Annotated in this window: 20 protein-coding genes; 12 read left to right on the top strand and 8 right to left on the bottom strand. The window is 71.8% G+C overall.

What is annotated here, in order from left to right:
- Nucleotides 1-167: 167 nt before the first annotated feature.
- Both WJM95_RS14730 and WJM95_RS14725 read right to left on the bottom strand, forming a co-directional pair.
- Nucleotides 168-1,259, bottom strand: a complete 1,092-nt coding sequence (locus WJM95_RS14730; RefSeq protein ID WP_339130181.1) for an NlpC/P60 family protein — start codon at nucleotides 1,257-1,259, stop codon at nucleotides 168-170.
- Between the two features lie 268 nt (nucleotides 1,260-1,527).
- Nucleotides 1,528-2,343 (bottom strand): class I SAM-dependent methyltransferase, encoded by an 816-nt coding sequence (locus WJM95_RS14725; RefSeq protein WP_339130180.1) that lies wholly within the window; start codon nucleotides 2,341-2,343, stop codon nucleotides 1,528-1,530.
- Nucleotides 2,344-2,828: 485 nt separating this feature from the next.
- Between WJM95_RS14725 and mshA the strand changes: the two genes are divergently transcribed.
- Together mshA and WJM95_RS14715 are read left to right on the top strand one after the other, a co-directional pair.
- Nucleotides 2,829-4,166, top strand: coding sequence for a D-inositol-3-phosphate glycosyltransferase (mshA, locus tag WJM95_RS14720; protein WP_339130179.1), 1,338 nt, complete (start codon nucleotides 2,829-2,831; stop codon nucleotides 4,164-4,166).
- A gap of 83 nt (nucleotides 4,167-4,249) precedes the next feature.
- Nucleotides 4,250-4,741, top strand: coding sequence for a YbjN domain-containing protein (locus WJM95_RS14715; protein WP_339130177.1), 492 nt, complete (start codon nucleotides 4,250-4,252; stop codon nucleotides 4,739-4,741).
- Between the two features lie 38 nt (nucleotides 4,742-4,779).
- On the opposite strand, the gene WJM95_RS14710 is transcribed toward WJM95_RS14715, so the two are convergent.
- Nucleotides 4,780-5,553 (bottom strand): AraC family transcriptional regulator, encoded by a 774-nt coding sequence (locus WJM95_RS14710; protein ID WP_339135567.1) that lies wholly within the window; start codon nucleotides 5,551-5,553, stop codon nucleotides 4,780-4,782.
- Nucleotides 5,554-5,620: 67 nt separating this feature from the next.
- Between WJM95_RS14710 and WJM95_RS14705 the strand changes: the two genes are divergently transcribed.
- A complete protein-coding gene (locus WJM95_RS14705; protein ID WP_339130176.1) occupies nucleotides 5,621-6,106 on the top strand; it encodes a DUF2000 domain-containing protein in 486 nt (161 codons plus the stop codon).
- A 311-nt stretch (nucleotides 6,107-6,417) separates the two neighbouring features.
- On the opposite strand, the gene WJM95_RS14700 is transcribed toward WJM95_RS14705, so the two are convergent.
- On the bottom strand, nucleotides 6,418-7,821 hold the full coding sequence (locus WJM95_RS14700; protein WP_339130174.1) for an MFS transporter: 1,404 nt from the start codon (nucleotides 7,819-7,821) through the stop codon (nucleotides 6,418-6,420).
- 195 nt (nucleotides 7,822-8,016) lie between these two features.
- On the opposite strand from WJM95_RS14700, the gene WJM95_RS14695 reads away from it, so the two are divergent.
- From WJM95_RS14695 to WJM95_RS14685, 3 genes are all read left to right on the top strand, one after another.
- Entirely contained in the window at nucleotides 8,017-8,778 is a 762-nt protein-coding gene (locus WJM95_RS14695) for a phosphoglyceromutase (protein ID WP_339130172.1), read from the top strand.
- Nucleotides 8,779-8,937: 159 nt separating this feature from the next.
- Nucleotides 8,938-9,717, top strand: coding sequence for a VOC family protein (locus WJM95_RS14690; RefSeq protein WP_339130170.1), 780 nt, complete (start codon nucleotides 8,938-8,940; stop codon nucleotides 9,715-9,717).
- A gap of 246 nt (nucleotides 9,718-9,963) precedes the next feature.
- Nucleotides 9,964-10,707, top strand: a complete 744-nt coding sequence (locus tag WJM95_RS14685; RefSeq protein ID WP_339130168.1) for an alpha/beta hydrolase — start codon at nucleotides 9,964-9,966, stop codon at nucleotides 10,705-10,707.
- Nucleotides 10,708-10,877: 170 nt separating this feature from the next.
- Here the strand turns inward: WJM95_RS14685 and WJM95_RS14680 are convergent, their stop codons facing one another.
- From WJM95_RS14680 to phoU, 3 genes are all read right to left on the bottom strand, one after another.
- Nucleotides 10,878-14,639: an ATP-dependent DNA helicase gene (locus tag WJM95_RS14680; RefSeq protein WP_339130167.1), complete on the bottom strand. Its 3,762-nt coding sequence runs from the start codon at nucleotides 14,637-14,639 to the stop codon at nucleotides 10,878-10,880.
- Nucleotides 14,640-14,913: 274 nt separating this feature from the next.
- Complete coding sequence (locus WJM95_RS14675; RefSeq protein WP_167455652.1) at nucleotides 14,914-15,066, bottom strand: hypothetical protein; 153 nt, start codon at nucleotides 15,064-15,066, stop codon at nucleotides 14,914-14,916.
- 432 nt (nucleotides 15,067-15,498) lie between these two features.
- The gene (gene phoU / locus WJM95_RS14670; RefSeq protein ID WP_339130165.1) at nucleotides 15,499-16,188 is read right to left on the bottom strand and encodes a phosphate signaling complex protein PhoU; all 690 of its coding nucleotides are present in this window, start codon (nucleotides 16,186-16,188) and stop codon (nucleotides 15,499-15,501) included.
- Between the two features lie 239 nt (nucleotides 16,189-16,427).
- On the opposite strand from phoU, the gene WJM95_RS14665 reads away from it, so the two are divergent.
- Entirely contained in the window at nucleotides 16,428-17,705 is a 1,278-nt protein-coding gene (locus WJM95_RS14665; protein ID WP_339130164.1) for an ATP-binding protein, read from the top strand.
- Complete coding sequence (locus WJM95_RS14660; RefSeq protein ID WP_037622332.1) at nucleotides 17,702-18,382, top strand: response regulator transcription factor; 681 nt, start codon at nucleotides 17,702-17,704, stop codon at nucleotides 18,380-18,382. The genes WJM95_RS14665 and WJM95_RS14660 overlap by 4 nt, the downstream gene beginning before the upstream one ends.
- Nucleotides 18,383-18,624: 242 nt before the next feature.
- On the opposite strand, the gene WJM95_RS14655 is transcribed toward WJM95_RS14660, so the two are convergent.
- Entirely contained in the window at nucleotides 18,625-19,290 is a 666-nt protein-coding gene (locus tag WJM95_RS14655; protein ID WP_339130163.1) for a DUF461 domain-containing protein, read from the bottom strand.
- A 762-nt stretch (nucleotides 19,291-20,052) separates the two neighbouring features.
- Between WJM95_RS14655 and WJM95_RS14650 the strand changes: the two genes are divergently transcribed.
- The 4 genes from WJM95_RS14650 (at nucleotide 20,053) to cysS (ending at nucleotide 23,992) form a co-directional block, all read left to right on the top strand.
- Nucleotides 20,053-20,535: a CarD family transcriptional regulator gene (locus WJM95_RS14650; protein ID WP_003953493.1), complete on the top strand. Its 483-nt coding sequence runs from the start codon at nucleotides 20,053-20,055 to the stop codon at nucleotides 20,533-20,535.
- A 355-nt stretch (nucleotides 20,536-20,890) separates the two neighbouring features.
- Nucleotides 20,891-21,643 (top strand): 2-C-methyl-D-erythritol 4-phosphate cytidylyltransferase, encoded by a 753-nt coding sequence (gene ispD / locus WJM95_RS14645; protein WP_339130160.1) that lies wholly within the window; start codon nucleotides 20,891-20,893, stop codon nucleotides 21,641-21,643.
- A 70-nt stretch (nucleotides 21,644-21,713) separates the two neighbouring features.
- Nucleotides 21,714-22,190, top strand: coding sequence for a 2-C-methyl-D-erythritol 2,4-cyclodiphosphate synthase (gene ispF / locus WJM95_RS14640; RefSeq protein WP_339130159.1), 477 nt, complete (start codon nucleotides 21,714-21,716; stop codon nucleotides 22,188-22,190).
- Nucleotides 22,191-22,591: 401 nt separating this feature from the next.
- On the top strand, nucleotides 22,592-23,992 hold the full coding sequence (gene cysS / locus WJM95_RS14635; protein WP_339130158.1) for a cysteine--tRNA ligase: 1,401 nt from the start codon (nucleotides 22,592-22,594) through the stop codon (nucleotides 23,990-23,992).
- Nucleotides 23,993-23,997 lie beyond the last annotated feature (5 nt).

Here is a 23,997-nt window from a genome sequence, read left to right as displayed (position 1 = left end):
GGGCAACCGTGCGGTGGGTCACGTGCGGTGGGTCACGCGCGCCGCAGTCCTTGAGGGCGCACGCCGTTCACGGCCCGGGCCGGCCGGTGTGCCTGCGCCTGCGCCCGCCGCCCGGCGCGGTGCCTGTGCCCGGCGTGGTGTCGGTGCCCGCCTGCCGGCGCAGTGGCCTACGCGTCCGGCCGTACGACGCCCAGGATCCGCATGGACCCCGCCCCCGTGATCGTCACCGTGCGGCCCGGCCGCGGGGCGTGCACGATCGCGCCGTCCCCTATGTACATCCCGACATGGCTGGCGTCGTCGAAGTAGATGATCAGGTCGCCGGGGCGCATGTCCTTGATGTCGACGTGCTTGAGCTGCTTCCACTGCTCCTGCGAGGTGCGGGGGATCGGGTGCCCGGCGGCCGCCCAGGCCTGAGAGGTGAGTCCCGAGCAGTCGTACGTCTTCGGGCCCTCGGCCCCCCATTCGTACGGCTTGCCGATCTGGTCGGTCGCGTACTTCACGGCCTTCTTGCCCTGCTCGGACGCGTCGCTCTTGATGTCCGCGAGGACGCCTGAGCTGAGCCAGACCGACTGCGCCTGGTACGCGGCCTCCTCCTCCAGCTTGGCGAGCCGCTCCTTCTCCTTCTTCTCCAGCCGGGATTCGAGCTTCTCGGCGTCGGAGATCCGCTGCTTGATCTTCTTCTTGGCCTCGGCCCTGGCCTCGCGGTCGGCCTCCAGCTTGCGCCACTGGGCGGAGGCGTCCTTCGCGTACTGCCGCAAGTCCTGCTGGGTGCGCGCCATCTCGTCCAGCAGGCCCTTGGTGGCGTGCTCGCCCTGGCGCACCACTCCCGCTCCGTCCAGGAACTCCTGCGGGTCGTCGCTCAGCCACAGCCGGGCCTCGGGCGGCAGCCCGCCGCCGCGGTACTGCGCCCGGGCCGCGGCGCCCGCGCGGTCCTTCAGCGCGTCGAGCTTCGCCTGGCCCTTGACGATCTGCTGGGCCAGTCCGACGATCTCGGCGGACTGCTTCTGCGCCTTCTCCTCGGCCGCGTTGTACGCGTCCGTGGCGACCGCGGCGTCGTGGTAGAGCTTGTCGAGCTTCTTGCGGACCGCTTCAAGGTCCTTGGTGCTCACGGGAGTCGGGATCGCCGCCGGGGTTCTGGTCGGCGCCGGCTTCGGTTCCGGGGTCGCGTAGGCCGTCCCCGATGACGCCAGCACCACGCAGGCACACGCGCAGGCCAGCGCCATGGCAGCCGTGGTCAGGCACCGCTTGCCGGATCCCATGTTCCGCCCCCCACCTGATTTACCGTCAGTAACTTATGGACGCCTGGGGGATCGTGCCATGTCGGCGCGCAATGCGACAGAGCCGGGCAAGAACTCCCGTCCCCTCGCATGCGAGGCAGGCAGGAACTCCCTTCCCCGGGGCCCGCTTCGGCATGACGATCTCATCCCCCGGCCTGTGTGACGTGCGACTCACCGAGATCGTTCCCCGCCGGTCACGCACTCGCCGTCTCCCGGACGCCGACGCGACCCGCCGAAGCCGTGCACCCCGTCAGCCGCGGGGCGCCAACGCCTCCCAGCGCACCGTCACTTCGCCCTGGCGCCAGCGGGCGATCCCGTCCACGACCGGCCAGTCGGCCGTCAGGTCGCGGACCGTGCGTATCCAGCGCTGTCTCGCGCCGTAGGCGGCGTACGGCGCGGCGGCCGCCCAGGCGCGGTCGAAGTCGCGCAGGAAGGAGTGCACGGGCTCGCCCGGCACATTGCGGTGGATGAGGGCCTTCGGCAGCCGCTCGGCCAGGTCGGACGGGCGGTCGAGGGAGCCGAGCCGGGTGGCGAACGTGACCGTGCGCGGGCCTTCCGGGCCGAGGGCGACCCAGACGTGCCGACGGCCGATCTCGTCGCAGGTGCCCTCCACGAGCAGCCCGCCCCGGGAACCCGGGCCCGCCGGCGCGAGCCGTGCGCAGAGCCGCCGCCAGACCTCGGCGACCTGCTCCTCGTCGTACTGGCGCAAGACGTTCGCCGCCCGGATCAGCTGCGGCCGGCCCGGCACCGGGACCTCGAAGCCGCCGTGCCGGAAGGCGAGGCCCTCGCGTTCGTACGGGCGGGCGGCGGCGACCCGCGCGGGTTCGATCTCGATGCCGAAGACGTGGGTGCGGGGGGCGGCGGTGCGCAGCCGGGCCAGCAGTTCGACCGCCGTCCACGGCGCGGCGCCGTAGCCGAGGTCGACCGCCACGGGCTCTGCTGCCCTGCGGAGTTCGGCGCCGTGCGTGGCCGCGATCCAGCGGTCCATGCGGCGCAGGCGGTTGGGGTTCGTCGTCCCGCGCGTCACCGTGCCCACGGGGCGGCGGGACGCTGCGCGGGTTGTCATGCGTACGAGAGTAGGCGGCCACGGCGGGGGCCGTGTGAGCCTGTGGACAGCGGACGCCCGCTCTCGCGGCGCCTGTGGACAACCGGCGTCGGCCGCCGCCGGCCGTGGACAATGCGCCCGCCGTCGCCACCGGGTGTGGACAGTGAGTGCCGAGCGTCACCGCCGGTTGTGGGCAAGGTGTGCCCGCCCTCGCCACGCCAGTGGACGGCGGACGTCCGCCGCTGCCGGCCGGGGCGCGGTCGGAATGCGCAGCCGGCCGGGGCGCGGCCGGATCGTGCCGCCGGATCGTGCCGCCGGATCGTGCCGCCGGATCGTGCCGCCGGATCGTGCGCAGGGAAGCAGACGCGCTCCGCGATCGAACGGTTGAGCGACTTCGGGCAATGATTCGGTAAAGGGGAAATGGAGCGGACACGTCCGGCGTTCCACCTCCTGGAGGGCGTGACACGTCCTCCGACCGGCATGCCCGCAGCAAGGAGGATGGCCACGTGAGCCAGTACGTGAGCAGGCTCGGGCGCCGCGCCCCGGCGGCACCGTCACGGCTCAGGCTGCACCGCAGGCCCCGCCGAGTCGCCATGCTCTCCGTGCACACCTCGCCCCTGCACCAGCCCGGCACGGGCGACGCGGGCGGCATGAACGTGTACATCGTCGAACTCGCCCAGCGGCTCGCCGCGATCAACATCGAGGTCGAGATCTTCACGCGGGCCACGACCGGGGCGCTCCCGCCGGTCGTCGAACTGGCACCGGGCGTCCTCGTCCGGCATGTCGACGCGGGCCCGTACGAGGGCCTCGCCAAGGAAGACCTCCCCGCGCAGCTGTGCGCCTTCACCCACGGCGTGATGCAGGCCTGGGCCGGTCACCGTCCCGGCTACTACGACCTCGTGCACTCGCACTACTGGCTCTCCGGCCACGTCGGCTGGCTGGCCGCCGAACGCTGGGGCGCCCCCCTGGTGCACGCGATGCACACCATGGCCAAGGTCAAGAACGCGGCGCTGGCCGACGGCGACACTCCCGAGCCCGCCGCCCGTGTCATCGGCGAGACCCAGATCGTGCGCGCCGCCGACCGCCTCATCGCGAACACCGCGGAGGAGGCCGACGAACTCGTACGCCACTACGGGGCGGACTCCGGGAGCGTCGCCGTCGTCCACCCCGGGGTCAACCTCGACCGCTTCCGTCCCGCCGACGGCCGTGCCGCCGCCCGTGCCCGGCTCGGCCTCCCGCAGGACGCCCTGATCCCCCTCTTCGCGGGCCGCATACAGCCCCTCAAGGCCCCCGACGTGCTGCTGCGCGCGGTCGCCGTCCTGCTCGACGAGCGGCCGGAGCTGCGCGGACGGATCGTCGTCCCCGTGGTGGGCGGTCCGAGCGGCAGCGGGCTCGCCAAGCCCGAGGGGCTCCAGAAACTGGCCGCGCGGCTGGGCATCGCCGACGTCGTGCGGTTCCGGCCGCCCGTCGGACAGGATCAGCTCGCGGACTGGTTCCGGGCCGCTTCGGTGCTGGTCATGCCCTCGTACAGCGAGTCCTTCGGGCTGGTCGCCATCGAGGCGCAGGCGGCCGGTACACCCGTGCTCGCGGCCGAGGTCGGCGGTCTGCCCGTGGCCGTCCGCCACGAGGAGACCGGCTTCCTGGTGAAGGGCCACCGTCCCGCCGACTACGCGCGCGTGCTGCGTGCCTTCGCCGACGACGACACGCTCGTTCCCCGCATGGGCGCCGCCGCGGCACGGCACGCGGAGCGCTTCGGCTGGGACACCGCCGCGGCGGCGACGGCGGACGTGTACACGGCGGCGGCACAGGACCACCGACGCAGGCTGCGGGCCCACCACGCCTGACGCCGCGGTCCGTTCCTCGGGCCGGCCGGGCGGGTTGTCCACAGGGTGCGTCGCCTCCGGCACCGGTCACGTACGCTCGGGCCATGGCTGACGCAGCGTCGATCATCGAGCGGGTCCTCACCGAGGCCGAGCTGGAGTGGGAGTGTCCCGGGGCGGGCTCGTACGTCGTGAAACTGCCCGGCACCCGCAAGCTCTCGACGACGGTCTCGCTGATCGTCGGCAAGCACTCGCTGTCGCTGAACGCGTTCGTGATCCGCCACCCGGACGAGAACCACGAAGCGGTGCACCGCTGGCTCCTGGAGCGCAATCTCAAGCTCTACGGGGTCGCCTACGCCGTCGACTCCCTCGGAGACGTCTATCTGGCGGGCAAGCTGCCGCTGGCCGCCGTGACCCCGGAGGAGGTGGACCGGCTTCTCGGGTCCGTCCTCGAAGCCGCCGACGGCGCCTTCAACACGCTCCTGGAGCTAGGTTTCGCCTCCGCGATCCGCAAGGAGTACGCCTGGCGGGTGTCCCGTGGCGAGTCCACGCGCAACCTGGACGCGTTCGCGAACCTCACCCAGAGACCCTCGGCCTGATCCCGGGCCGCCCGCCCGCGGCACCGACGCCGAGGAACTCACGAGCGCCCGTACCGTCCCGGCGGCACCCCCACCAACCGGCGGAAATGACGGGTGAGATGGGACTGGTCGTAGAAGCCGGTCAGGGCCGCCACCTCGCCCGGCGGCCGTCCGTCGAGTAGCAGGCTGCGGGCACAGTCCACCCGACGGGACATCAGGTACTGGTGCGGGGCGATGCCGAACGCGCCGCTGAACGCCCGGACCAGGTGCGCGGGGTGAGCGTGTACGAGCCCCGCGGCCTCGTCGAGGGCGATCCCTTCCACGATCCGTTCGTCGAGGAGTTCGCGCAGCCGGCGGGCGAGCGGCCGGTCGGCGCGCGATGCCTCCACGGCCGGGCCGGGGGCGAGCAGTCCGCGCAGCCGGTCCGCGATCAGCGTCAGGCGGCTGTCGGCCTCCAGCTCGTCCCCCGGATGGGTCAGCGCCGTGTGCAGCCGGGCGACCCGGTCCCGCAGTACGGGATCCGCCAGATCGGGTCCGTCCACCGCGGGTCCGATGAGGTCGTCGGCGAGGCGTGAGCCGTCGAGGTAGAGGACCCGCTTGCGGAAACCGTGCTCCGTGGCGGGCTCGCCGTTGTGCGGGATGTGCGGCGGCAGGAGCGTCACCGTGTCGCGCGGGGTGCCGTGCTCATGCCGGTCGAGGTCGTAGCGGACGGCGCCGTCGTCGACGATCAGCAGGGTCCAGGCCTCGTGGACGTGCATGGGGTACGCGTACTCGGTGTAGTGCGCGTGGAAGACCTCGACGATGCCCGGGACGCCGGGGCGCCACGCGGACATCTCACGCTGAGGGGTCACGCAAAGAACGTACAAGACGACGGCGGGCGCCGGTCGGCAGTCTCATGACATGAGCAGCGAGTACGAGACGAGCCCTTCCGGCGGCGGCGCGGTGGGCGGCGAGAGCCTTCCGGCCGCCGCGCCCGTCCGCTTCGACACCAAGATCACCGTCGTCCTGCGGGACGATCTGGAGCCCTGGCAGCGGCTCAATGTGACCGCCTTCCTCGTCAGCGGCCTGGGAACGGTCGTCCCCGAGGTGATCGGCGAGCCGTACGAGGACGCCGACACGGTCTCCTATCTGCCGATGTTCCGGCAGCCGGTGCTGGTCCTCGAGGCGTCGAAGGAGACGCTGACCGCCGCCCACGGCCGGGCACTGTCCCGGGCGCTGCCCCGCGCGGTCTTCACCTCGGACCTCTTCGCCACGGGCAACGACCGCGACAACCGCGCGGCAGTACGGGCCGTGCCCACCGCAGACCTGGACCTGGTGGGACTGGCGGTGTACGGACCGCGGAACGCGGTGGACAAGGTGGTGAAGGGGGCGCGGATGCATCCGTGAGGTGCGGTGCGCTGTGGCCGCGGGGCTGCCGGGGTGGGGGTTTTGTGGCCCGGCAGGTCCCCGGCCCGGAGTGTCCATGGTCAGGCCGGGGACCCGAGCCCGGAGTGCCGCTGGCCTTGGCGGGAGTCTTCTGGTCTGCGAGGGCCCTGCCTGGGGTGGTGCCCCGGGTCGGGGGCCCGAGCCCGGGGTGCCGCTGGCCTTGGCGGGAGTCTCCTGGTCCGCGAGGCCCCGCCCGGGGGATGTCGCGGGCCGGGGGATCCTTCGGGGCCGGGTTCGTGTCCCGGCCGTGGGGCGACCCCGGCCGTGGGCTGTCAGGCCGGGGTGGCTCCGGCGTGGGGCGACGTGGTGGGCGCGTCCGTCGTGGCGGGCACGGCGGTGACCCCGAGCCCGGCCCCGATCGCGGCCCGGAGGTCGGAGTCGACGCCGTCGGCACCCTGCGAGATCTCCGGGACGGACACCCGTACCGGTTCCCGTACGGCCTCCGGGACGGATCCCCGAGCCGACTCCCTCACCGGCTCCTCCGCCGGGAGCCGGCGCATGAGCAGCCCGTACCCGAGACCCGCCGCCGTGCCGACGACCGCGCACAGTCCCCAGAGCCAGGCCGCGCCGAAGCGGTCGATCACGACGCCGGACATCACCGGGGCGACGAGCGAGGCCAGCGCCCAGGAGAGGGTGTACATGCCCTGGTAGCGGCCCCGGCCGTGGACCGGGGAGAGGCGGACGACGAGGCCGGTCTGCGTCGGGGCGTTGACGATCTCGGCGAGGGTCCACACGCAGACGGTGAGCGTGAAGACGCCGACCGAGCCGGCGAAGGCGGTGAGCCCGAACCCGTACCCGGCGAGCAGCGACGAGATCACGAGCAGCGACTTGGGGTCCCGGTGCTCGATGAAACGGCCGACCGGGATCTGGAGCGCGACGATCATGACGCCGTTGACGGCGATCGCCGTGCCGTAGTCGGCCGGGGTGAAACCGGCCCTACCCATGGCGACCGGCAGTCCGACGGAGCCCTGCTGGAAGACGAGGGCGACGAGGAACGACAGCCCGACCACGCTCATGAAGCGTCCGTCGCGCAGCACGGTCCCGAGCCCGACCGGGGCCTCCGCCTCCTTGGCGGCCTGCACCGGCTTGGACTCCGGCAGCTTCGCGAAGACGACGAGCGCGCAGGCGAGGGTCATGCCGGCCTCGATGAGGAAGCCCGCGAGGTAACTGAACTCGGCGATGAAGCCGGCGCCCATCGAGGAGACGGCGAAACCGAGGTTGATGGCCCAGTAGTTGAGCGAGAAGGCGCGGACGCGGTCCTCGGGCCGGACGATGTCGGCCATCATCGCCTGCACCGCGGGCCGGGAGGCGTTGCTGGCCATGCCGACCAGGAACGCGACCGCGGCGATGGCGACCGGGTCGTGCATGAATCCGAGCAGCGCGACCGAGGCGGCCGTCGACCCCTGCGCGACGAGCAGCGTGGGGCGGCGGCCGAACCGGTCGGTCATCACACCGGCGACGAGCGAGGAGATGACACCGCCGAGGCCGTGCAGGGACGCGACCAGACCCGCGTACGAGGCGGAGTAGCCGCGATCGAGGGTCAGGTACAGCGCCATGAAGGTGGCGACGAAGGCGCCGAGCCGGTTGATGAGGGTGCTGGTCCACAGCCACCAGAACTCACGGGGGAGTCCTGAGACGGTCTCGCGGACGGCACGTCTCATGACGGCGGCAGGCATGGATCCCCCACGGATGTAAGCGGCTCGGGCGGTGAGCACAACTTACGAGTCGGTGGCGTCCGAGAGCCACTCAATTAACAGATGCCGTCAACTGAAGGTCGCCGAAGGGAGTGGGGGACGGCCGGACGGAGACTCCTGTGTCCGACTGCTGACCGAGGGAGCGAGCGGTCGCGGGGTTCGATTACGCTCGGAGCCATGGCCGACGCACCGTACAAGCTGATCCTCCTCCGCCACGGCGAGAGCGAATGGAACGCGAAGAACCTGTTCACCGGATGGGTGGACGTCAACCTCAACGAGAAGGGCGAGAAGGAGGCAGTCCGCGGCGGTGAGCTGCTCAAGGACGCCGGCCTGCTGCCCGACGTGGTCCACACCTCGCTCCAGAAGCGCGCGATCCGCACCGCGCAGCTCGCGCTGGAGGCCGCCGACCGCCACTGGATCCCGGTCCACCGCAGCTGGCGCCTGAACGAGCGTCACTACGGCGCCCTCCAGGGCAAGGACAAGGCCCAGACGCTCGCCGAGTTCGGCGAGGAGCAGTTCATGCTCTGGCGCCGCTCGTACGACACCCCGCCGCCGGCGCTGGACCGCGACGCCGAGTACTCCCAGTTCGACGACGCGCGCTACGCGGCCCTGCCGCCCGAGCTGCGCCCCCAGACGGAGTGCCTCAAGGACGTCGTCGTCCGCATGCTCCCGTACTGGTTCGACGGCATCGTCCCGGACCTGCTGACCGGCCGTACGGTCCTGGTCGCGGCCCACGGCAACTCGCTGCGCGCCCTGGTCAAGCACCTCGACGGCATCTCCGACGCCGACATCGCGGGCCTGAACATCCCCACCGGCATCCCGCTCTCCTACGAGCTGGACGCCGACTTCAAGCCCCTGAACCCGGGCGGCACCTACCTCGACCCGGACGCGGCCGCGGCGGCGATCGAGGCGGTCAAGAACCAGGGCAAGAAGAAGTAACCCGACACCAGTAAGCCCCCGACCTGTCGTTTCTTGGCAGGTTGGGGGCTTTTTGGTGGGTTGGGGTGGGACGTTTCCTGCCGTGTGTGGGCGTGTCGGGCGGGTGCGTTCGGGGGGCGGCGGAAGAGTGGCGGGCGACGTCTATTCGAAGGAGCGCGCATGCCTGAAGTCACCACTCCGTACGCGGCCGGCACCCCGTGCTGGGTCGATCTGATGGCGAAGGACCAGCGGGCCGCACTGGACTTCTATGCCGACCTGCTCGGCTGGAAGGGGCAGCCGGGGCCTGCCGAGTTCGGCGGGTACGCGGTCTGCGAGCTCGGTGGCAAGGCAGTGGCCGGCATCGGGCCGGCGATGGCCCCCGAGGGCGCGCCGGAGCCGCCGACCGTCTGGACCAGCTACCTGGCCAGCACCGACGCCCAGGCCACCCAGGACGCGATCGTCTCCGCCGGCGGCACTCTGCTCGCTCCGGTCATGGACGTCGGCAACCTGGGCCGCATGCTGATCGCCGCCGACCCGCAGGGCGCGGTCTTCGGCGTCTGGCAGCCCGGCGAGTTCTTCGGTGCCCGGGTGGTCAACCAGCCCGGCGCGCTGACCTGGAACGAACTGCACACCAGCGACGTCGAGGCCGCCACCGCCTTCTACGGTGCGGCGTTCGGCATCGCGATCGAGCCGATGGAGGGCGCCGACAGCTACTGGGAGCTGCGGGTCGGCGGTCGCGCTGTCGGCGGTGTCACCCTCCTCGCCAACGACCCGCCCGGCACTCCCGCGCACTGGCTGACCTACTTCGCCGTCGACGACGCCGACTCCACCGTCGACGCCCTGGTCAAGGGCGGCGGCACCGTGCTGGTCCCGCCGTTCGACATGATGGCGGGCCGGATGTCGGTGGTCGCCGACCCGCAGGGCGCCCCGTTCGCGCTGATCAAGCCCCAATCGCGGTAGGTGCGTTCAGTGTGACCTGTCGCGGACGCCGGGCAAATCGTCCGGCGTCCGCGGTCCTCCCGTCTCCGCCCAAAACTCGTTTGGCGGGCCGGGGTGGCCACTGCTACTTTCTCGGGAGCCGTGCGAGAGAACGAGGAGGTGGTACCCGTGAACGCAGTATCGACATGGGTGCTCTCCTCCGTGGTCACGGCCGGGCGATAGGTCGTCCGGGAGCGCCGTTCCAGCGCATTCCCGAAGGGCACGACCATGCAATTCACCTCCGAACAGCGTCTCGACGACGGCGTCCTCGAGCGCGAGTTCATCCTCGGCGACATCCCCGGCATCCTGTGGACCCCCGCGTCGGCGTCCGCGGACGCGCCGACGCCGCTGATCCTCATCGGCCACCCCCCGCTCGGACTGAAGAAGATGTACCCCCGGCTGGCGGGACGGGCCCGGTACTACGCGGCGGAGTACGGCTTCGCCTCGGCCACCATCGAGCTTCCCGGGAGCGGTGAGCGACCCCGGTGGGCCGCCGTCGACCAGGCCCGTGCCGACCTGCGCCGGGCGATGCAGGCCGGGGAGCCGGTCGGCGGCGAGATCGTCGACGCGCTCGTCCTCCCGCTCGTCGACAAGGCGGTCCCGGAATGGCGTGAGGCCCTGGACGCCCTCCTGGCGCTGCCCGGGATCGACGGTCCGGTCGGGTACGAGGGTGGAGTGATCTCCATCGGTATCCGGCTGGCGGTGACCGAGCCGCGCATCGTGGCCGCCGGCCTCTTCGCGGGGAGCCTCGTGCCCTCCGTCATGTTCGAGGAGGCCCGCCGGGTCACCATTCCGCTGCACGTCCTGTTGCAGTGGGACGACGAGGGGAACGACCGGCAGGCGGCCCTTGACCTGTTCGACGCCTTCGGTTCCAAGGAGAAGACGCTGCACGCCAATCTCGGCGGTCACACCGGCGTCCCGCAGTTCGAGATCGAGTCCGGGTCCCGGTTCTTCGCCCGCCATCTGAGGTGAGGCCGGGGCGTCGGGCCGACCGAAGCCTGTGGGCGACGGCCGGCCCGACGCCGACCGGACGGCGCCGCGAGCGCGATGCCGTCGGTCAGCGGTCAGCGGTGAGCGGGTCAGGGGGTCGGCGGGTCGGCGGGTCCGTGGTCAGTGGGTCAGTGGGCGAGTCCGTCAGTCGGTCAGTCGGTCAGGCGCAGGGCCGTTCGGGCGTCGGGGCCGTGCCAGCCCGAATCCGATCGCCATACGACGTGTACGCCGAAGGCCTCCCGGATCGCGTCGGGAGCCCAGGCTTCCGCGGGCGGCTCGGACAGGACCAGGTAGCGGATGTCCGCGGAACGGCCTTCCACCCGGTCGAGTTCCATGAGGCGGGCGGCTCCCGCGCGCAGTTGCGGGTAGCCGGAGTGGTCGGCACCCAGCACTTCGTAGCGGGAGAGACCGTCCGGGCCCTCCAGGGTGGCGTCGGAGACCCGGGAGTCCGAGGGCCGCAGTCCCGCTCGCAGGAGGGCGGCCTTCAACTCGTAGCGCACGGCCTCGTGCGTGTTGCAGTCCCGGTCGGCCTGGGCCTCGACGTCGAGCCGCCGCGCGAGTGCCTCGCTCCACGCCTTCCGTCCCTCGGGCGGGGCGGGGTCGGCTTTCAGGAGAGCGACAGTGTTCATGGGGTCGGTGTCCTTCTTTTCGAATGGTGTGCGCGGGTCGGTCGGCGGGGTGGTGGTCGTCCTGGTCGGGGCCGCTTCCCCGGGCGCTCCGGACTCGGGCGGTGTTCCGGCGTCGGACTCGGGTGGTGTCCCGGACTCGGGCTCGGGTGGTGTCCCGGCTTCGCGTGGCGTCTCGGGTTCGCCTGGCGTTCCCGTGCCGGGCGGCGTTCCCGTGCCGGGTGGCGTCATCGCCTCCGCCTCCGCCCCCGTCTCCGGTCCGGTCTCGATGCGATGGCGGAGGTCGGCCCGGGCCCGGTCGAGCGTGTCGGCCCAGTGGCGGAACGCCGGGTCGCTCGCGAGGGCGGCCCGCAGGCCGGGTGCGTCCGCCCCGACCGCCTGGCGGGTGCGCTGGGCGAGGTCCGCCAGATCGCTCAGCCGGTCACGGTCGGCGGAGTCCAGCAGACGCCAGACGCTCAGCCAGTCGACCCGGTCGCGTCTGAGGCAACGGGCCGCCATGCCCTTGAGCTCGGAGAGGAGGGCCATGCTCTCCGGTGGGGGCGCGCCGTCGCCGTACGCGATGTCCCGCAGGACACCGAGCGCGGCCTCGTACCGCGGGGCCATCCGGGACGAGATGGACCGGCGGCCGAACTCGCCCGCCGAGACGAGGCTCAACTGGCCCTCGTTGCGGGTCACCCAGCCGTCCAGCCGGGAGCCGGTGGCCGGGGTGGGTTCGCCGTGCCGGGGGACGAGGAGGACGGTCCGCTCCGTGGCGGGGGCCAGGACCCTCACCTTCAGATGGGAACCCGGGCCCGGGCCGAGCACCTGTATCTCGACGGGACTGCCCACCGGCAGGTCGTCGGCGGCGGAGCCGTGGGGACCGGAGGGGTCGCCGTCGGGGGCGGCACCGGTTTCCGCTCCCCTCGCCGACGGGCCGGTCAACGCCGTCAAGCCCGACAGGCCCGACAGGGGCGCCAAGTAGGCGTAGGCGGAGGCGACTTCACCGCCGTCCTCGTCGGTCGTCGTGTCGAGTTCGGCGGGGAGCGGTGTCGTGTGGAGGACCGTCAGCGTCTGGGTGCTGCGGGACAGGGCGACGTACAACTGGCGCAGTCCGGCGGGACCCCGGTCGGCGATGGTCGCCGGCTCCAGGACCAGGACGTGGTCGAACTCCATTCCCTTGGCCTGGGCGGCGGGGAGTACGGACACGGTCCGCAGGGTCTCCTCGGTCATGCCGTCCACGAGGTCGACGCGCCGGCGGACCTCCTCCAGCCAGTCGGAGTCGTCCGGGACGATGACCGCGATCGACCGCGGGGACCGGCCGTCGTTCGTGCCCGCGAGCCGTGCCGCACGGGTCGCCGCGTCGTCCAGCAGTTCCCAGGGGGTCGTGGCGACGAGCCGTACGGCCCCGTCGCCGGCCCGTCGTACGGCGGCGGGGTAGGGCAGGGAGGGGGCGACGGAGCGGGCCAGCGGCGCCACGAACTCCATGATCTCCGCGGGGACGCGGTAGCTGGTGTTCAACTCGGCCACACGCCAGTCCCCTTGACCGGACAGGATGGCGCCCAGCCGCTTCCAACTGGTGTAGGAATGCGGCCCGGTGGCCTGCGCCAGGTCGCCGAGCACGGTCATCGAACCGGTCGGGCACCGCCTGCGCAGGGATCGCGCCTGCATCGGGGTGAGGTCCTGCGCCTCGTCGATCACGATGTGCCGGTATCTGTGCGGACTCTCGCCCGCGATGAGGAAGCGAAGCTCCTCCAGGCACACCAAGTCGTCCGCCGTCCACGGCTCTTCGGCCGCACTCTCGGCCTTCTCCCTTTGCAGGCAGGCCTGTTCGCCCTCGTCGAGGATTCCGTCGGCGCACGCGCGCAGTCTGGTGGGGGAGTTGAGCAGGCCGCGCAGTGCCTCCTCGGGGCTCAGTGCGGGCCAGATCCGGTCCACGAGCGTGGTGACCTGCCGGTTGCGCTCCAGGTCGCGGCGCACGCTCGCGTCCCTGCCGCGGTGCGGGGCGATCAGGACGAGTTCGGCCAGCAGCCGGTCCACCAGCAGGGTGCGGAACCGGTCCCTGCGAGCCCGGTAGCCCTCGGTCCCCTCCCGGGTGCCGTCGAGGAGACCGAGTACCTCCGAGCGCGGCAGACGCAGGGACGTACCGCCCACGACCACGACGAACGCCGCCTCGTCCTGGGTGTGCGACGGGGCGGAGACCACGGTGTCGAGTGCCTCGGGCCGGCACTCGCCCTCCACCCGTCGGCGCAGCACGGCCGCCATCCGTTCGCCGGACTTCACCAGCCGGGCGGCGGCGGAGTCCGTTCCCCGGATGTCGCCTTCCCACAGGCGGGACAGCTGTACGGCGGTGACGTTCCGGGTGCCGAGGGTCGGCAGGACGCGTCCCACGTACTCCAGGAAGTTCTGGTGCGGTCCGACGACCAGGATGTCCTGCGCGCGGAAGTGGTCGTTGCTGACGAGCCAGGTCACCCGGTGCAGACCGACCGCGGACTTTCCGGTGCCGGGGCCGCCCTGGATGACGAGGACGTCGACGGGGGAGCGGGTGACCAGGGCCATCTGGTCGCGTCTGATGGTCTCGACGATGTCGCGCATCCGGCCGTTGCGGGACCGGCGCAGCTCCCGGAGCAGGAACTCGTCGACCGGCTGGGGTCGTTGGCGCCGTCTGCCGGCGGGGTGGCGGGGGGAGGGGATGGTGCGGGGCCGTGCGTGGCGGCCTCCGGCGGGCGGGGTCGTGGCGCTCTCCGCCGTCCCCTCCGGCTCCTCCTCCGAGAGGTCCTCGTCCCCGCCTGTGTCGGTGAACTCCTCGGAGTCGGGGGGCGCGCCGGTCTCGTGTCCGGGGTCCGGTGAACCGGGGTCCGGCTCCGCCGCCGGGGCTATCTCGTCCAGGAAGTCCTCGACCTGGCGTCCGGCGCACCGTAACCGCCGTCGCAGTTGCACTTCGCCCGGTGTCTCCGGCAGGGCGTTGTGCCAGCTCACGGCGAGTGGGTTCGTCCAGGAGACCACCACCTGATCGCGGGTCTCGGTGTCGAAGACGTGGCGTCGTCCGACGTAGAACGTCTCCGGCTCGGTCTCGCCCTCCTCCTGGACGTCGACGCGGCTGATGACCAGGGCCTCGCCCCCGAGGCCTCCGTACTCCGCCGCCGCGCACTCCGCCTTCTCGCGGAGCGCCATGCCGTCCTTGCCGCTCGCGGAAGCCGTGGCCGTCGACGGAGACGTCATCTCCGCGAGGCGGGCCTCGTAACAGTCGTAGGCGCGGTCGACGGCCTTCTGCTCGATGGCGATGACCGTGTTCCGTGGTGTCGTGCTCACGTGTGTCCCCTCCTGGCGACGCCCCTCGCGCCGCCGCGGGCCAGGGCCCGCCTCCCCTGTCCCAGAGGTAGCAGAGTTCGCCGGTCAGACCACGGTCAATCGGACAACAGCACCACAATCGCGCAGATATCGGTCCGCTCCGAGCACATCCGGTCCTCGCGTGTGCGGGTTCGTCCGCGGGGGCGCGACGGCGGATCGGGGGCCGGGACGGGTGGGGGAGAAGGGCGAAGGGCCCCGCCGTGGTGGCGGGGCCCTTCTGTACGTGCGTCTGCGATCAGCCGCACTGGCAGGGATTGCCCGACTGGCAGCCGCAGCCGCAGCCTGAGCCGCAGCCGCAGGCGCCGAACAAAGGGAGGCTTTTGATCTCGGCGGGCTGTTGGGTGTCGCGGTCCTGGGTCGGGTCGGGCGTGCTGGGGGATTCGGCCATGGGTCCCTCCTTCTGGCACGGAGGCGTCGGCGCACACCGCGCCGCACGGCTCCTGTCGCCCATCTCATGCCCAGCCCGGCGGGCGCATCAACGGCGCACTGAGGCGTCCCGTGCGCCCGGAGCACTTTTCGCCGGCGGGGGCGCCCCAAAACCAGCCCGCGCCGCCCCGCCCCCGGAGTTCCCCGGCCGGGACGGGCTCACGCGCCCGACGCACACCATCCCGCTCGGAGAAGCCCGCACGCACCCCGGGCGGGGCAGGGGAAGGCGACCCCGGGGCCCGGCCGACGGGACGCGCTTGCAGGCCGACCGTGCCACCCGGCCCACCTCGGCGAGTGCCGGGTCCGGCGGGGGGCGGTCCTGGGCGCCGGGCCCGTTCGGGGCCCGGGCCGGTAGGGGGACCGGTCTCGCTGGTGAGGTCGGGGGCCGGTGGGGCTAGGCGCCTTCCACTCCCGTGACCGGCTGGATGTCCGACTGGAGATCGTCGGCGTGTTCGCCGGTGACCAGGTACACGACCCGCTTGGCGACCGAGACGGCGTGGTCGGCGAAGCGCTCGTAGTAGCGGCCGAGGAGCGTCACGTCGACGGCGGTCTCGATGCCGTGCTGCCACTTGTCGTCCAGCAGGTGCTGGAAGAGCGTGCGGTGAAGCAGGTCCATGTCGTCGTCGTCCTGCTCCAGCTGCATCGCCAGGTCGACGTCCTTGGTGATGATCACCTCGGCGGCCTTGGCCATCAGGCGCTGGGCGAGCTGGCCCATCTCCAGGATGGTGGCGTGCAGGTCGTGCGGGACCGCGCGGTCGGGGAAGCGCAGCCGGGCCAGCTTGGCCACGTGCTGGGCCAGGTCGCCGGAGCGCTCCAGGTCGGCCGACATCCGCAGCGAGGTCACGACGATCCGCAGGTCCGTCGCCACCGGCTGCTGCCGGGCCAGCAGGGCTATCGCGCGGGCCTCCAGCTCGTGCTGGAGATCGTCGACCCGCTGGTCGGCGGCGATCACGCTCTCGGCCAGCTTCAGGTCGGAGTCGAGTATGGCCGTCGTGGCGCGCCCGATCGCCGACCCGACGAGCCGGGCCATCTCGACCAGGCCGTCGCCGATCGAGTCAAGTTCCTCGTGATACGCGTCACGCATGTGGTCGTCCCTCTCGTACGTCAGCTTCCGGGGTCCGGGGTCCGGGGTCCGGGACCGGGCGGCCGCGACCGCCGGAGGGACCCTGGAACCCCACGCTCCCACGTTCGGCCCCGTACGCGTCCGTTTCCGGCATCTCAAGTGAATCAGTACTGGCTCCTGGGTGAACTCTGGGCGACGAGTGTTCGAGCTCGCACTCGGATGGCTGTGGCCAGGAGCTACGCCATGCCTAACCTGGGTGCATGGACGTGAACGCGGCGGTCGCCGCAGCGGCAGCGATCGCCGGAGTGCTCACCGGTGTCATCGCCATGCTGGCGTTCCGCTGGAGCGAGCGCGACCAGAAACGCCCGACCCGCACCTCCCTGCACACGGACGCCGTGCTTCCGCCCGGCGTCGACACCGTGCTGTCCGTGCTCAGGTCGTCCGCGGTCGTACTCGACGAAGCGGACGCCGTGGTCAAGGCCAGCTCGGCGGCGTACGCCCTCGGACTGGTGCGCGGCGGGAAGCTGGCCGTCGAACCGATGCTGCACATGGCGCGTGACACCCGTCGTGACGGGGAGATACGTCAGGTGGAGCTGGACCTGCCGAGAAGGGGCACGGGACGGGGAGAGGCCCTCGCCGTCTCGGCCAGAGTCGCCCCCCTCGGATCCAGGCTGGTCCTCCTGCTCGTGGAGGACCTGACGGAGGCGCGCCGCATCGAAGCGGTACGGCGGGACTTCGTCGCGAACGTGAGCCATGAGCTCAAGACTCCCGTAGGGGCGCTGTCCCTGCTCTCCGAGGCCGTCATGGACGCCTCGGACGACCCGGAGGCGGTCGAGCGCTTCGCCGGACGCATGCAGATAGAGGCCACCCGGCTCACCAACCTGGTCCAGGAGCTCATCGACCTGTCCAGGGTGCAGAACGACGACCCCCTCGAGGACGCCGAGCCGGTCCGGGTCGACGAACTGGTGGCCGAGGCGATCGACCGCTGCCGCCACCAGGCCGGCACGAAGCAGATCACCATGGCGGCCGGCGGCACCGCCGACCTGAGCCTGTGGGGGAACAGGGGCCAGCTCGCCGCGGCCCTCGGCAACCTCGTCGAGAACGCCGTCAACTACTCACCGGCCCGCACCCGCGTCGGCATAGCCGCCCGCCGGGTGACCGCGCCCGGCGGAGAGCACATCGAGATCGCCGTGACCGACCAGGGCATCGGCATCTCGGACAAGGACAAGGAGCGCATCTTCGAGCGCTTCTACCGAGTCGACCCCGCCCGCTCCCGTGCCACCGGCGGTACGGGCCTCGGGCTGGCGATCGTCAAGCACGTGGCCGCCTCGCACGGCGGGGAGGTCACGGTGTGGAGCTCCGAGGGTCAGGGTTCCACGTTCACCCTGCGGCTGCCGGAGGCGACTGCGGCCCGCGACCGCGTCACCGATCACCACATGCCCGGACTCGACGAAGAGCACGAGACCGGGCAGCCCGACGGGACGACCACCGTCACATCCCCGTACGAACCGCTTCCTGCCCCGGAGGTCCTTCCGTGACCCGTGTGCTCGTCGTCGAGGACGAGGAGTCGTTCTCCGACGCCCTGTCGTACATGCTTCGCAAGGAGGGCTTCGAGGTCGCCATCGCGACCACGGGGCCCGACGGACTGGACGAGTTCGAGCGCAACGGCGCCGACCTCGTCCTCCTCGACCTGATGCTGCCGGGGCTGCCCGGCACCGAGGTCTGCCGTCAGCTGCGCGGCCGCTCCAACGTCCCGGTGATCATGGTCACCGCCAAGGACAGTGAGATCGACAAGGTCGTCGGGCTGGAAATAGGAGCCGACGACTACGTCACCAAGCCCTTCTCCTCCCGGGAGCTGGTCGCCCGTATCCGGGCCGTCCTGCGCCGCCGCGGGGAGCCCGAGGAGGTCGCCCCGGCCGCCCTGGAGGCCGGTCCCGTCCGGATGGACGTCGACCGCCACGTGGTCACCGTCTCCGGCGGCAAGGTCGACCTTCCGCTGAAGGAGTTCGACCTCCTGGAGATGCTGCTGCGCAACGCGGGCCGCGTACTGACCCGCATGCAGCTCATCGACCGGGTCTGGGGCGCCGACTACGTCGGTGACACCAAGACCCTCGACGTCCACGTCAAGCGCCTGCGCGCGAAGATCGAGCCCGACCCGGGCGCGCCCCGCTACCTGGTGACGGTCCGCGGTCTCGGCTACAAGTTCGAGCCGTAGACCGGCCCCCGTCGCCCGGCGGCGGAGCCGTGGACCGGCCCGTCGCCCGGCGGCAGGACACGGAGCACGACACGCCGGTACGACACGGCGTCACGCGAAAGGGCGGGATCCCCGGAGAGGGGGTCTCGCCCTTCGGCGTCGGACTGCTGTGCGCCGGGCCGTACGCCCGGCAGGGCCGTACGCGGACCGTGCGCGCGCCGTACGTGGGCCGCGCGAGGGTCCGCGCTAGCCCGCGTCCGGTGTCACTGGCCGGCGGACGCCGACGCGGTGGCCTTCGCACTCGACGAGGCGGTCGTGCCGGGCTTGCCCGACGCGGACCCCGACGGGGACGGGGAACCCGAGACAGACGCGGACGGCGAGCCGGCCGGGGCGGAGGGGGAGGCGGGCGCCGACGGGATGTCGCTCGGGCCCCACTTCGAGAAGTAGCTCTCGGCCGGGACGATGTAGGCGCCCAGGCTCACGGCACCGGTCTGGCTGAAGGTGAACGTGACCTTCTGGACGCTGCCGTTCAGAACGGTCTGGGAGGGGCTGGACAGCGCCGCGGAGGCGTTGCCCTTGCCACCGAGGACGACCGAGCCGCCGGGCGGCAGGGTCAGCTTGCCCTTGCCGCTCGCGGGGGTGATCTGGGCGGTGCCCTCGCCCTCGACGCTGACCGAGTCGAGCGTCTGCGCGGTGGTGCCGTTGTTGAACAGCGTCGCGGAGATCACCGCCGGACCGGTGGCCTTCACGTCGGGCTGGGTGATGACGAGCGCGTTCTGGACCTTGATGACGCCGACGGAGGTGGCCGCGTTGTCCGGCTTGACCTCCAGCGTCTGGGCGTCGCTGCCGGCGCCACACGCGGCGAGCGAGGCGATCGAGAACGCGATGACGGCGGCGGCGAGAGTGCCGCGTCGAAGGCTGCTGCTCACGGCGGCGGCAACTCCTTGAACGTGGGCGAAGCAGGACGACCTCTGTGTAAAGCCGCCCTAAGGGTCTGTCAGCGGCCTTAGGTTACCGATCCGTTCCCGCGCGACCGCACCCGACCCTCCCCAAGCCGCCGACTTTGCTCGTCCGGGGGGATTCCGGGGGCCGCCCGGCGGCCCCCGGCGACTTCCCGGCGGTCGGGCCGGGGCGGCGGGCATGCGCCGGCGGACCCCCTTGCGCCGGGTGTGCGCCCCGTCCGCCACGGTCCGCCCCTGTCGCCACGGTCCGCTCCGGCGGACCGTCCGCTCCTTTGACCGCGCCCCCTCCGTCATTCACATAAGTTCCGCCGACTGTTCCCCGGACTTCGGCTTGCGCATTTCGTGGAATGAATGTCCGGCTCTCCGGGAAAAGGATCACAGGGTCATCGAGGGCCGATGAGCGCGTGATCACCGAACTTCTTGATCAATTCCGGATTCGTCTCGTACTCGGCTCCGTCCATCGAACGGAGTAGCGGAAGTCGCGCTCTTGGAGCAGGACAAAACGGGATGTTCGGACCCTGGCGGCGGGTCCCGGGTGTGTGTAACGTACGCGTTTCACTCCGCATGGACAGCCGCTCCGACCTGCGAATACCCTCTTCCGCTCGCCCCTCGCAGCACGTTCCTGTTGCGGTTGTCAAGCCCCGAGATATGCCCTGACCTGCGAAAACGCCATTCAGAAGACGCCGTTTCCGTGTTACTCTGGATAGCCACGGAAGGGGTACCTGTCACATGACGTTCAAGGTTGGCGACACCGTGGTCTATCCCCATCACGGGGCCGCGCTGATCGAGGCCATCGAAACTCGCCAGATCAAAGGCGTGGACAAGACCTACTTGGTGCTGAAGGTCGCCCAGGGTGACCTGACGGTACGTGTGCCAGCGGACAATGCGGAGTTCGTCGGCGTGCGTGATGTGGTCGGTCAGGACGGGCTGGACCGGGTCTTCGAGGTGCTGCGTGCGCCGTACGCCGAGGAGCCCACGAACTGGTCGCGTCGCTACAAGGCAAATCTGGAGAAGCTCGCCTCCGGCGATGTCATCAAGGTCGCGGAAGTCGTGCGCGACCTGTGGCGTCGTGAGCGCGAGCGTGGACTCTCCGCAGGTGAGAAGCGCATGCTCGCCAAGGCGCGCCAGATCCTGGTGAGCGAGCTCGCCCTCGCGGAGAACACCAACGAGGACAAGGCCGAGGCCCTGCTCGACGAGGTCCTCGCGTCCTGACGCCGGCTCAGTCGCCGAGACGCCCGTCGTCTTGACGTACGCCCAAGCCCGCGCAGCAGCGCAATGAAAATGCCGCGGTGCCCGATGACGCAATTACCATATTGCTGTCGCCGGGCGCTGCGGCATGTTCGTACCCGCACCCATTCGGTAAACCGGGTGTTCACCCGGCATCGGCTTTCCCGAGGTATACCGACGTAGCCGATACTCGGGACACCGACCCAGGCGGTCGGCTTGACCGGATGTCACGGAAGGGTCCGGTCAAGGCGTCGCGCCCGGCGATCCCCCAGCTCCCCGAGCGGGGGGTACCCCCAGGCCATACCCATCCCGGTCGAGCACACAAACCTGACAGGAACCGATGTCTGACGTTTCGCTCCCTTCGCCGTCGGAGGCCCGCACCGCAGCCGTGATTCCGGCCGCCGGACGAGGTGTGCGCCTCGGTCCGGGCGCCCCCAAGGCGCTCCGCGCGCTGAACGGCACGCCCATGCTCATCCACGCGGTGCGTGCGATGGCCGCGTCCCGGGCCGTCTCCCTGGTCGTCGTCGTGGCTCCGCCGGACGGCACGGCCGAGGTCAAGACGCTGCTCGACGCGCACGCGCTGCCCGAACGCACCGAGTTCGTCGTCGTCCCCGGCGGTGACAGCCGCCAGGAGTCGGTGAAGTACGGCCTCGACGCGCTGCCGCCCGGCTTCGACATCGTCCTGGTCCACGACGCGGCCCGGCCGCTCGTGCCCGTCGACACCGTGGACGCCGTCATCGAGGCCGTACGGGACGGCGCGCCCGCCGTGGTGCCCGCGGTGCCGCTCGCCGACACCGTCAAGGAGGTCGAGCCCGCGGCCGTCGCCGGGGAGCCCGAGCCCGTCGTGGCCACTCCCGAGCGGGCGCGGCTGCGTGCCGTGCAGACGCCCCAGGGGTTCGACCGCGAGACGCTGCTGCGGGCCCACGAGAGTGTCACCGAGGACGTGACGGACGACGCGAGCATGGTCGAGCAGCTGGGCCTGCGGGTCGTCGTCGTTCCGGGCCACGAGGAGGCGTTCAAGGTGACGCGCCCGCTGGACCTCGTGCTCGCGGAGGCGGTTCTGGCGCGGCGGAGGCTGAACGATGGGTTCTGAGACGCCGGAGACGACGGCCGGGACCCTCGGAGAGGGACAAGGACGGGCCCAAGGCCAAGGACAGGGCCCGGTGCTCCCGCTGGTCGGGATCGGCACCGACATCCACGCCTTCGAGGAGGGCCGGGAGCTGTGGTGCGCCGGCCTGAAGTGGGAGGGGGAGGGGCCCGGACTCGCCGGGCACTCCGACGCCGACGTCGTCGCGCACGCCGCGTGCAACGCGCTCTTCTCGGCGGCGGGCCTCGGTGACCTCGGCGCCCACTTCGGCACCGGGCGCCCGGAGTGGTCCGGGGCGCCGGGCGTCGTGCTGCTGACGGAGGCGGCGCGGATCGTGCGCGAGGCCGGCTTCGTGATCGGCAATGTCGCGGTCCAGGTCGTCGGACCCCGCCCGAAGATCGGCAAGCGGCGGGACGAGGCCCAGAAGATCCTGTCGGACGCGGCCGGGGCGCCCGTGTCGGTCTCGGGCGCCACGACGGACGGCCTCGGGTTCCCGGGCCGCGGCGAGGGCCTGATGGCGGTCGCCACGGCACTGGTCGTACGCGCGGGCTGAACCCCCGCCGCCGGGACGGCCGGAACCTCGTACGGGCGGGCTGAACCCCTGCCGCCGGGGCGGCCGGAACCTCGTGCGGGCGGGCTGAACCCGCGCCGTCAGGACCGCCAGAACCTCGTACGGGCGGGCCGGACCCCCGCCGCCGGGGCGGCCGGAACCTCGTGCGGGCGGGCCGAACCCCCGCCGTCAGGATCGCCGGAACCGGGGCGGGGAGCGCCCGGCGCTCCCCGTCCCGGGCGCCGTGCGCGGGCGGAACTCCCGCCCGGTCCGGGCGCCGTTCGCCCGAGGGGCTCCTCCCCGGGCACCGGGCGGACGGCGAGCGCCCCCCGTATGTCACGAATACATGGCCTTGCCGGGGAAAGGGGCGCGGGGCACTACCCGGGGCCCACTACCCTGGAGTGGTGACCATTCGCCTGTACGACACCAGCGCCCGGCAGATCCGTGACTTCACCCCGCTCGTGCCGGGTTGCGTCTCGATCTACCTGTGTGGCGCCACCGTGCAGGCCGCACCGCACATCGGGCACATCCGCTCGGGCCTCAACTTCGACATCATGCGCCGCTGGTTCGCGTACCGCGGCTATGACGTGACGTTCATCCGGAACGTCACGGACATCGACGACAAGATCATCGCCAAGTCGGCCGACCAGGGCCGCCCCTGGTGGTCCATCGGCTACGACAACGAGCGGGCCTTCAACGAGGGTTACGACGTGCTCGGCTGCCTGCCGCCCACGTACGAGCCCCGTGCCACCGGTCACATCCCCGAGATGATCGAGATGATGCGCGGCCTCATCGAGCGCGGTCACGCCTACGCGGCCGACGGGAACGTCTACTTCGACGTGCGGTCGTTCGAGGGCTATCTCCAGCTCTCCAACCAGGAACTGGACAATCTGCTCCAGCCCTCGGGCGAGGGCGAGACCGGCAAGCGCGACCCGCGCGACTTCGCCATGTGGAAGGCCGTGAAGCCGGGCGAGCCGAGCTGGGAGACGCCCTGGGGCCGCGGCCGTCCCGGCTGGCACCTGGAGTGCTCGGCGATGGCCCACAAGTACCTGGGCAGCGCCTTCGACATCCACGGCGGCGGCATCGACCTGATCTTCCCGCACCACGAGAACGAGATCGCGCAGGCCAAGGCCTTCGGGGACGAGTTCGCGAAGTACTGGGTGCACAACGCCTGGGTCACCCTGAGCGGCGAGAAGATGTCCAAGTCCCTCGGGAACTCGGTCCTCGTCTCCGAGATGACCAAGGTGTGGCGCCCGATCGTGCTGCGCTACTACCTCGGCACCCCGCACTACCGCTCGATGATCGAGTACAGCGAAGGCGCCCTGCGCGAGGCCGAGTCGGCGTTCGCGCGCATCGAGGGCTTCGTGCAGCGGGTGGTCGAGAAGGCGGGGGGCGTCGTCGAGCCCGCCGCCGAGGTGCCGCCCGCGTTCGCCGAGGCGATGGACGACGACCTGGGCGTCCCGCAGGCACTCGCCATCGTGCACACGACGGTCCGCCAGGGGAACTCCGCGCTGGCCGCCGACGACAAGGAAGCCGCCGTCGCCCGCCTCGCCGAGGTACGGGCCATGCTCGGCGTCCTCGGACTCGACCCGCTCGACCCGGCCTGGGCCGAGGAGAGCGACCGGGGCGACGATCTGCACGGAGTCGTCGACACCCTCGTCCACCTGGTCCTCGACCAGCGCGAGGCCGCCCGGGCCCGCAAGGACTGGGCCGCCGCGGACGCCATCCGCGACCAGCTCAACCAGTCCGGCCTGGTCATCGAGGACGGTCCGCAGGGGCCGCGCTGGACGCTCGGGCCGCGCTGACCGCC

Origin of the sequence: Streptomyces sp. f51, from assembly GCF_037940415.1 — a bacterium.
Classification (GTDB): Bacteria; Actinomycetota; Actinomycetes; order Streptomycetales; family Streptomycetaceae; genus Streptomyces.
Note: the sequence above shows the minus strand (reverse complement) of the source record. Positions and strands in the feature narration are given on the sequence as shown.

Bases quoted from the DNA above. Each gene is read 5' to 3' on its own strand.
- WJM95_RS14730 (WP_339130181.1), bottom strand. From the start codon at position 1,259: ATGGGATCCGGCAAGCGGTGCCTGACCACGGCTGCCATGGCGCTGGCC.
- WJM95_RS14725 (WP_339130180.1), bottom strand. From the start codon at position 2,343: ATGACAACCCGCGCAGCGTCCCGCCGCCCCGTGGGCACGGTGACGCGC.
- WJM95_RS14715 (WP_339130177.1), top strand. From the start codon at position 4,250: ATGGCTGACGCAGCGTCGATCATCGAGCGGGTCCTCACCGAGGCCGAG.
- WJM95_RS14710 (WP_339135567.1), bottom strand. From the start codon at position 5,553: ATGTCCGCGTGGCGCCCCGGCGTCCCGGGCATCGTCGAGGTCTTCCAC.
- WJM95_RS14705 (WP_339130176.1), top strand. From the start codon at position 5,621: ATGAGCAGCGAGTACGAGACGAGCCCTTCCGGCGGCGGCGCGGTGGGC.
- WJM95_RS14700 (WP_339130174.1), bottom strand. From the start codon at position 7,821: ATGCCTGCCGCCGTCATGAGACGTGCCGTCCGCGAGACCGTCTCAGGA.
- WJM95_RS14695 (WP_339130172.1), top strand. From the start codon at position 8,017: ATGGCCGACGCACCGTACAAGCTGATCCTCCTCCGCCACGGCGAGAGC.
- WJM95_RS14690 (WP_339130170.1), top strand. From the start codon at position 8,938: ATGCCTGAAGTCACCACTCCGTACGCGGCCGGCACCCCGTGCTGGGTC.
- WJM95_RS14685 (WP_339130168.1), top strand. From the start codon at position 9,964: ATGCAATTCACCTCCGAACAGCGTCTCGACGACGGCGTCCTCGAGCGC.
- WJM95_RS14675 (WP_167455652.1), bottom strand. From the start codon at position 15,066: ATGGCCGAATCCCCCAGCACGCCCGACCCGACCCAGGACCGCGACACC.
- phoU (WP_339130165.1), bottom strand. From the start codon at position 16,188: ATGCGTGACGCGTATCACGAGGAACTTGACTCGATCGGCGACGGCCTG.
- WJM95_RS14665 (WP_339130164.1), top strand. From the start codon at position 16,428: ATGGACGTGAACGCGGCGGTCGCCGCAGCGGCAGCGATCGCCGGAGTG.
- WJM95_RS14650 (WP_003953493.1), top strand. From the start codon at position 20,053: ATGACGTTCAAGGTTGGCGACACCGTGGTCTATCCCCATCACGGGGCC.
- ispD (WP_339130160.1), top strand. From the start codon at position 20,891: ATGTCTGACGTTTCGCTCCCTTCGCCGTCGGAGGCCCGCACCGCAGCC.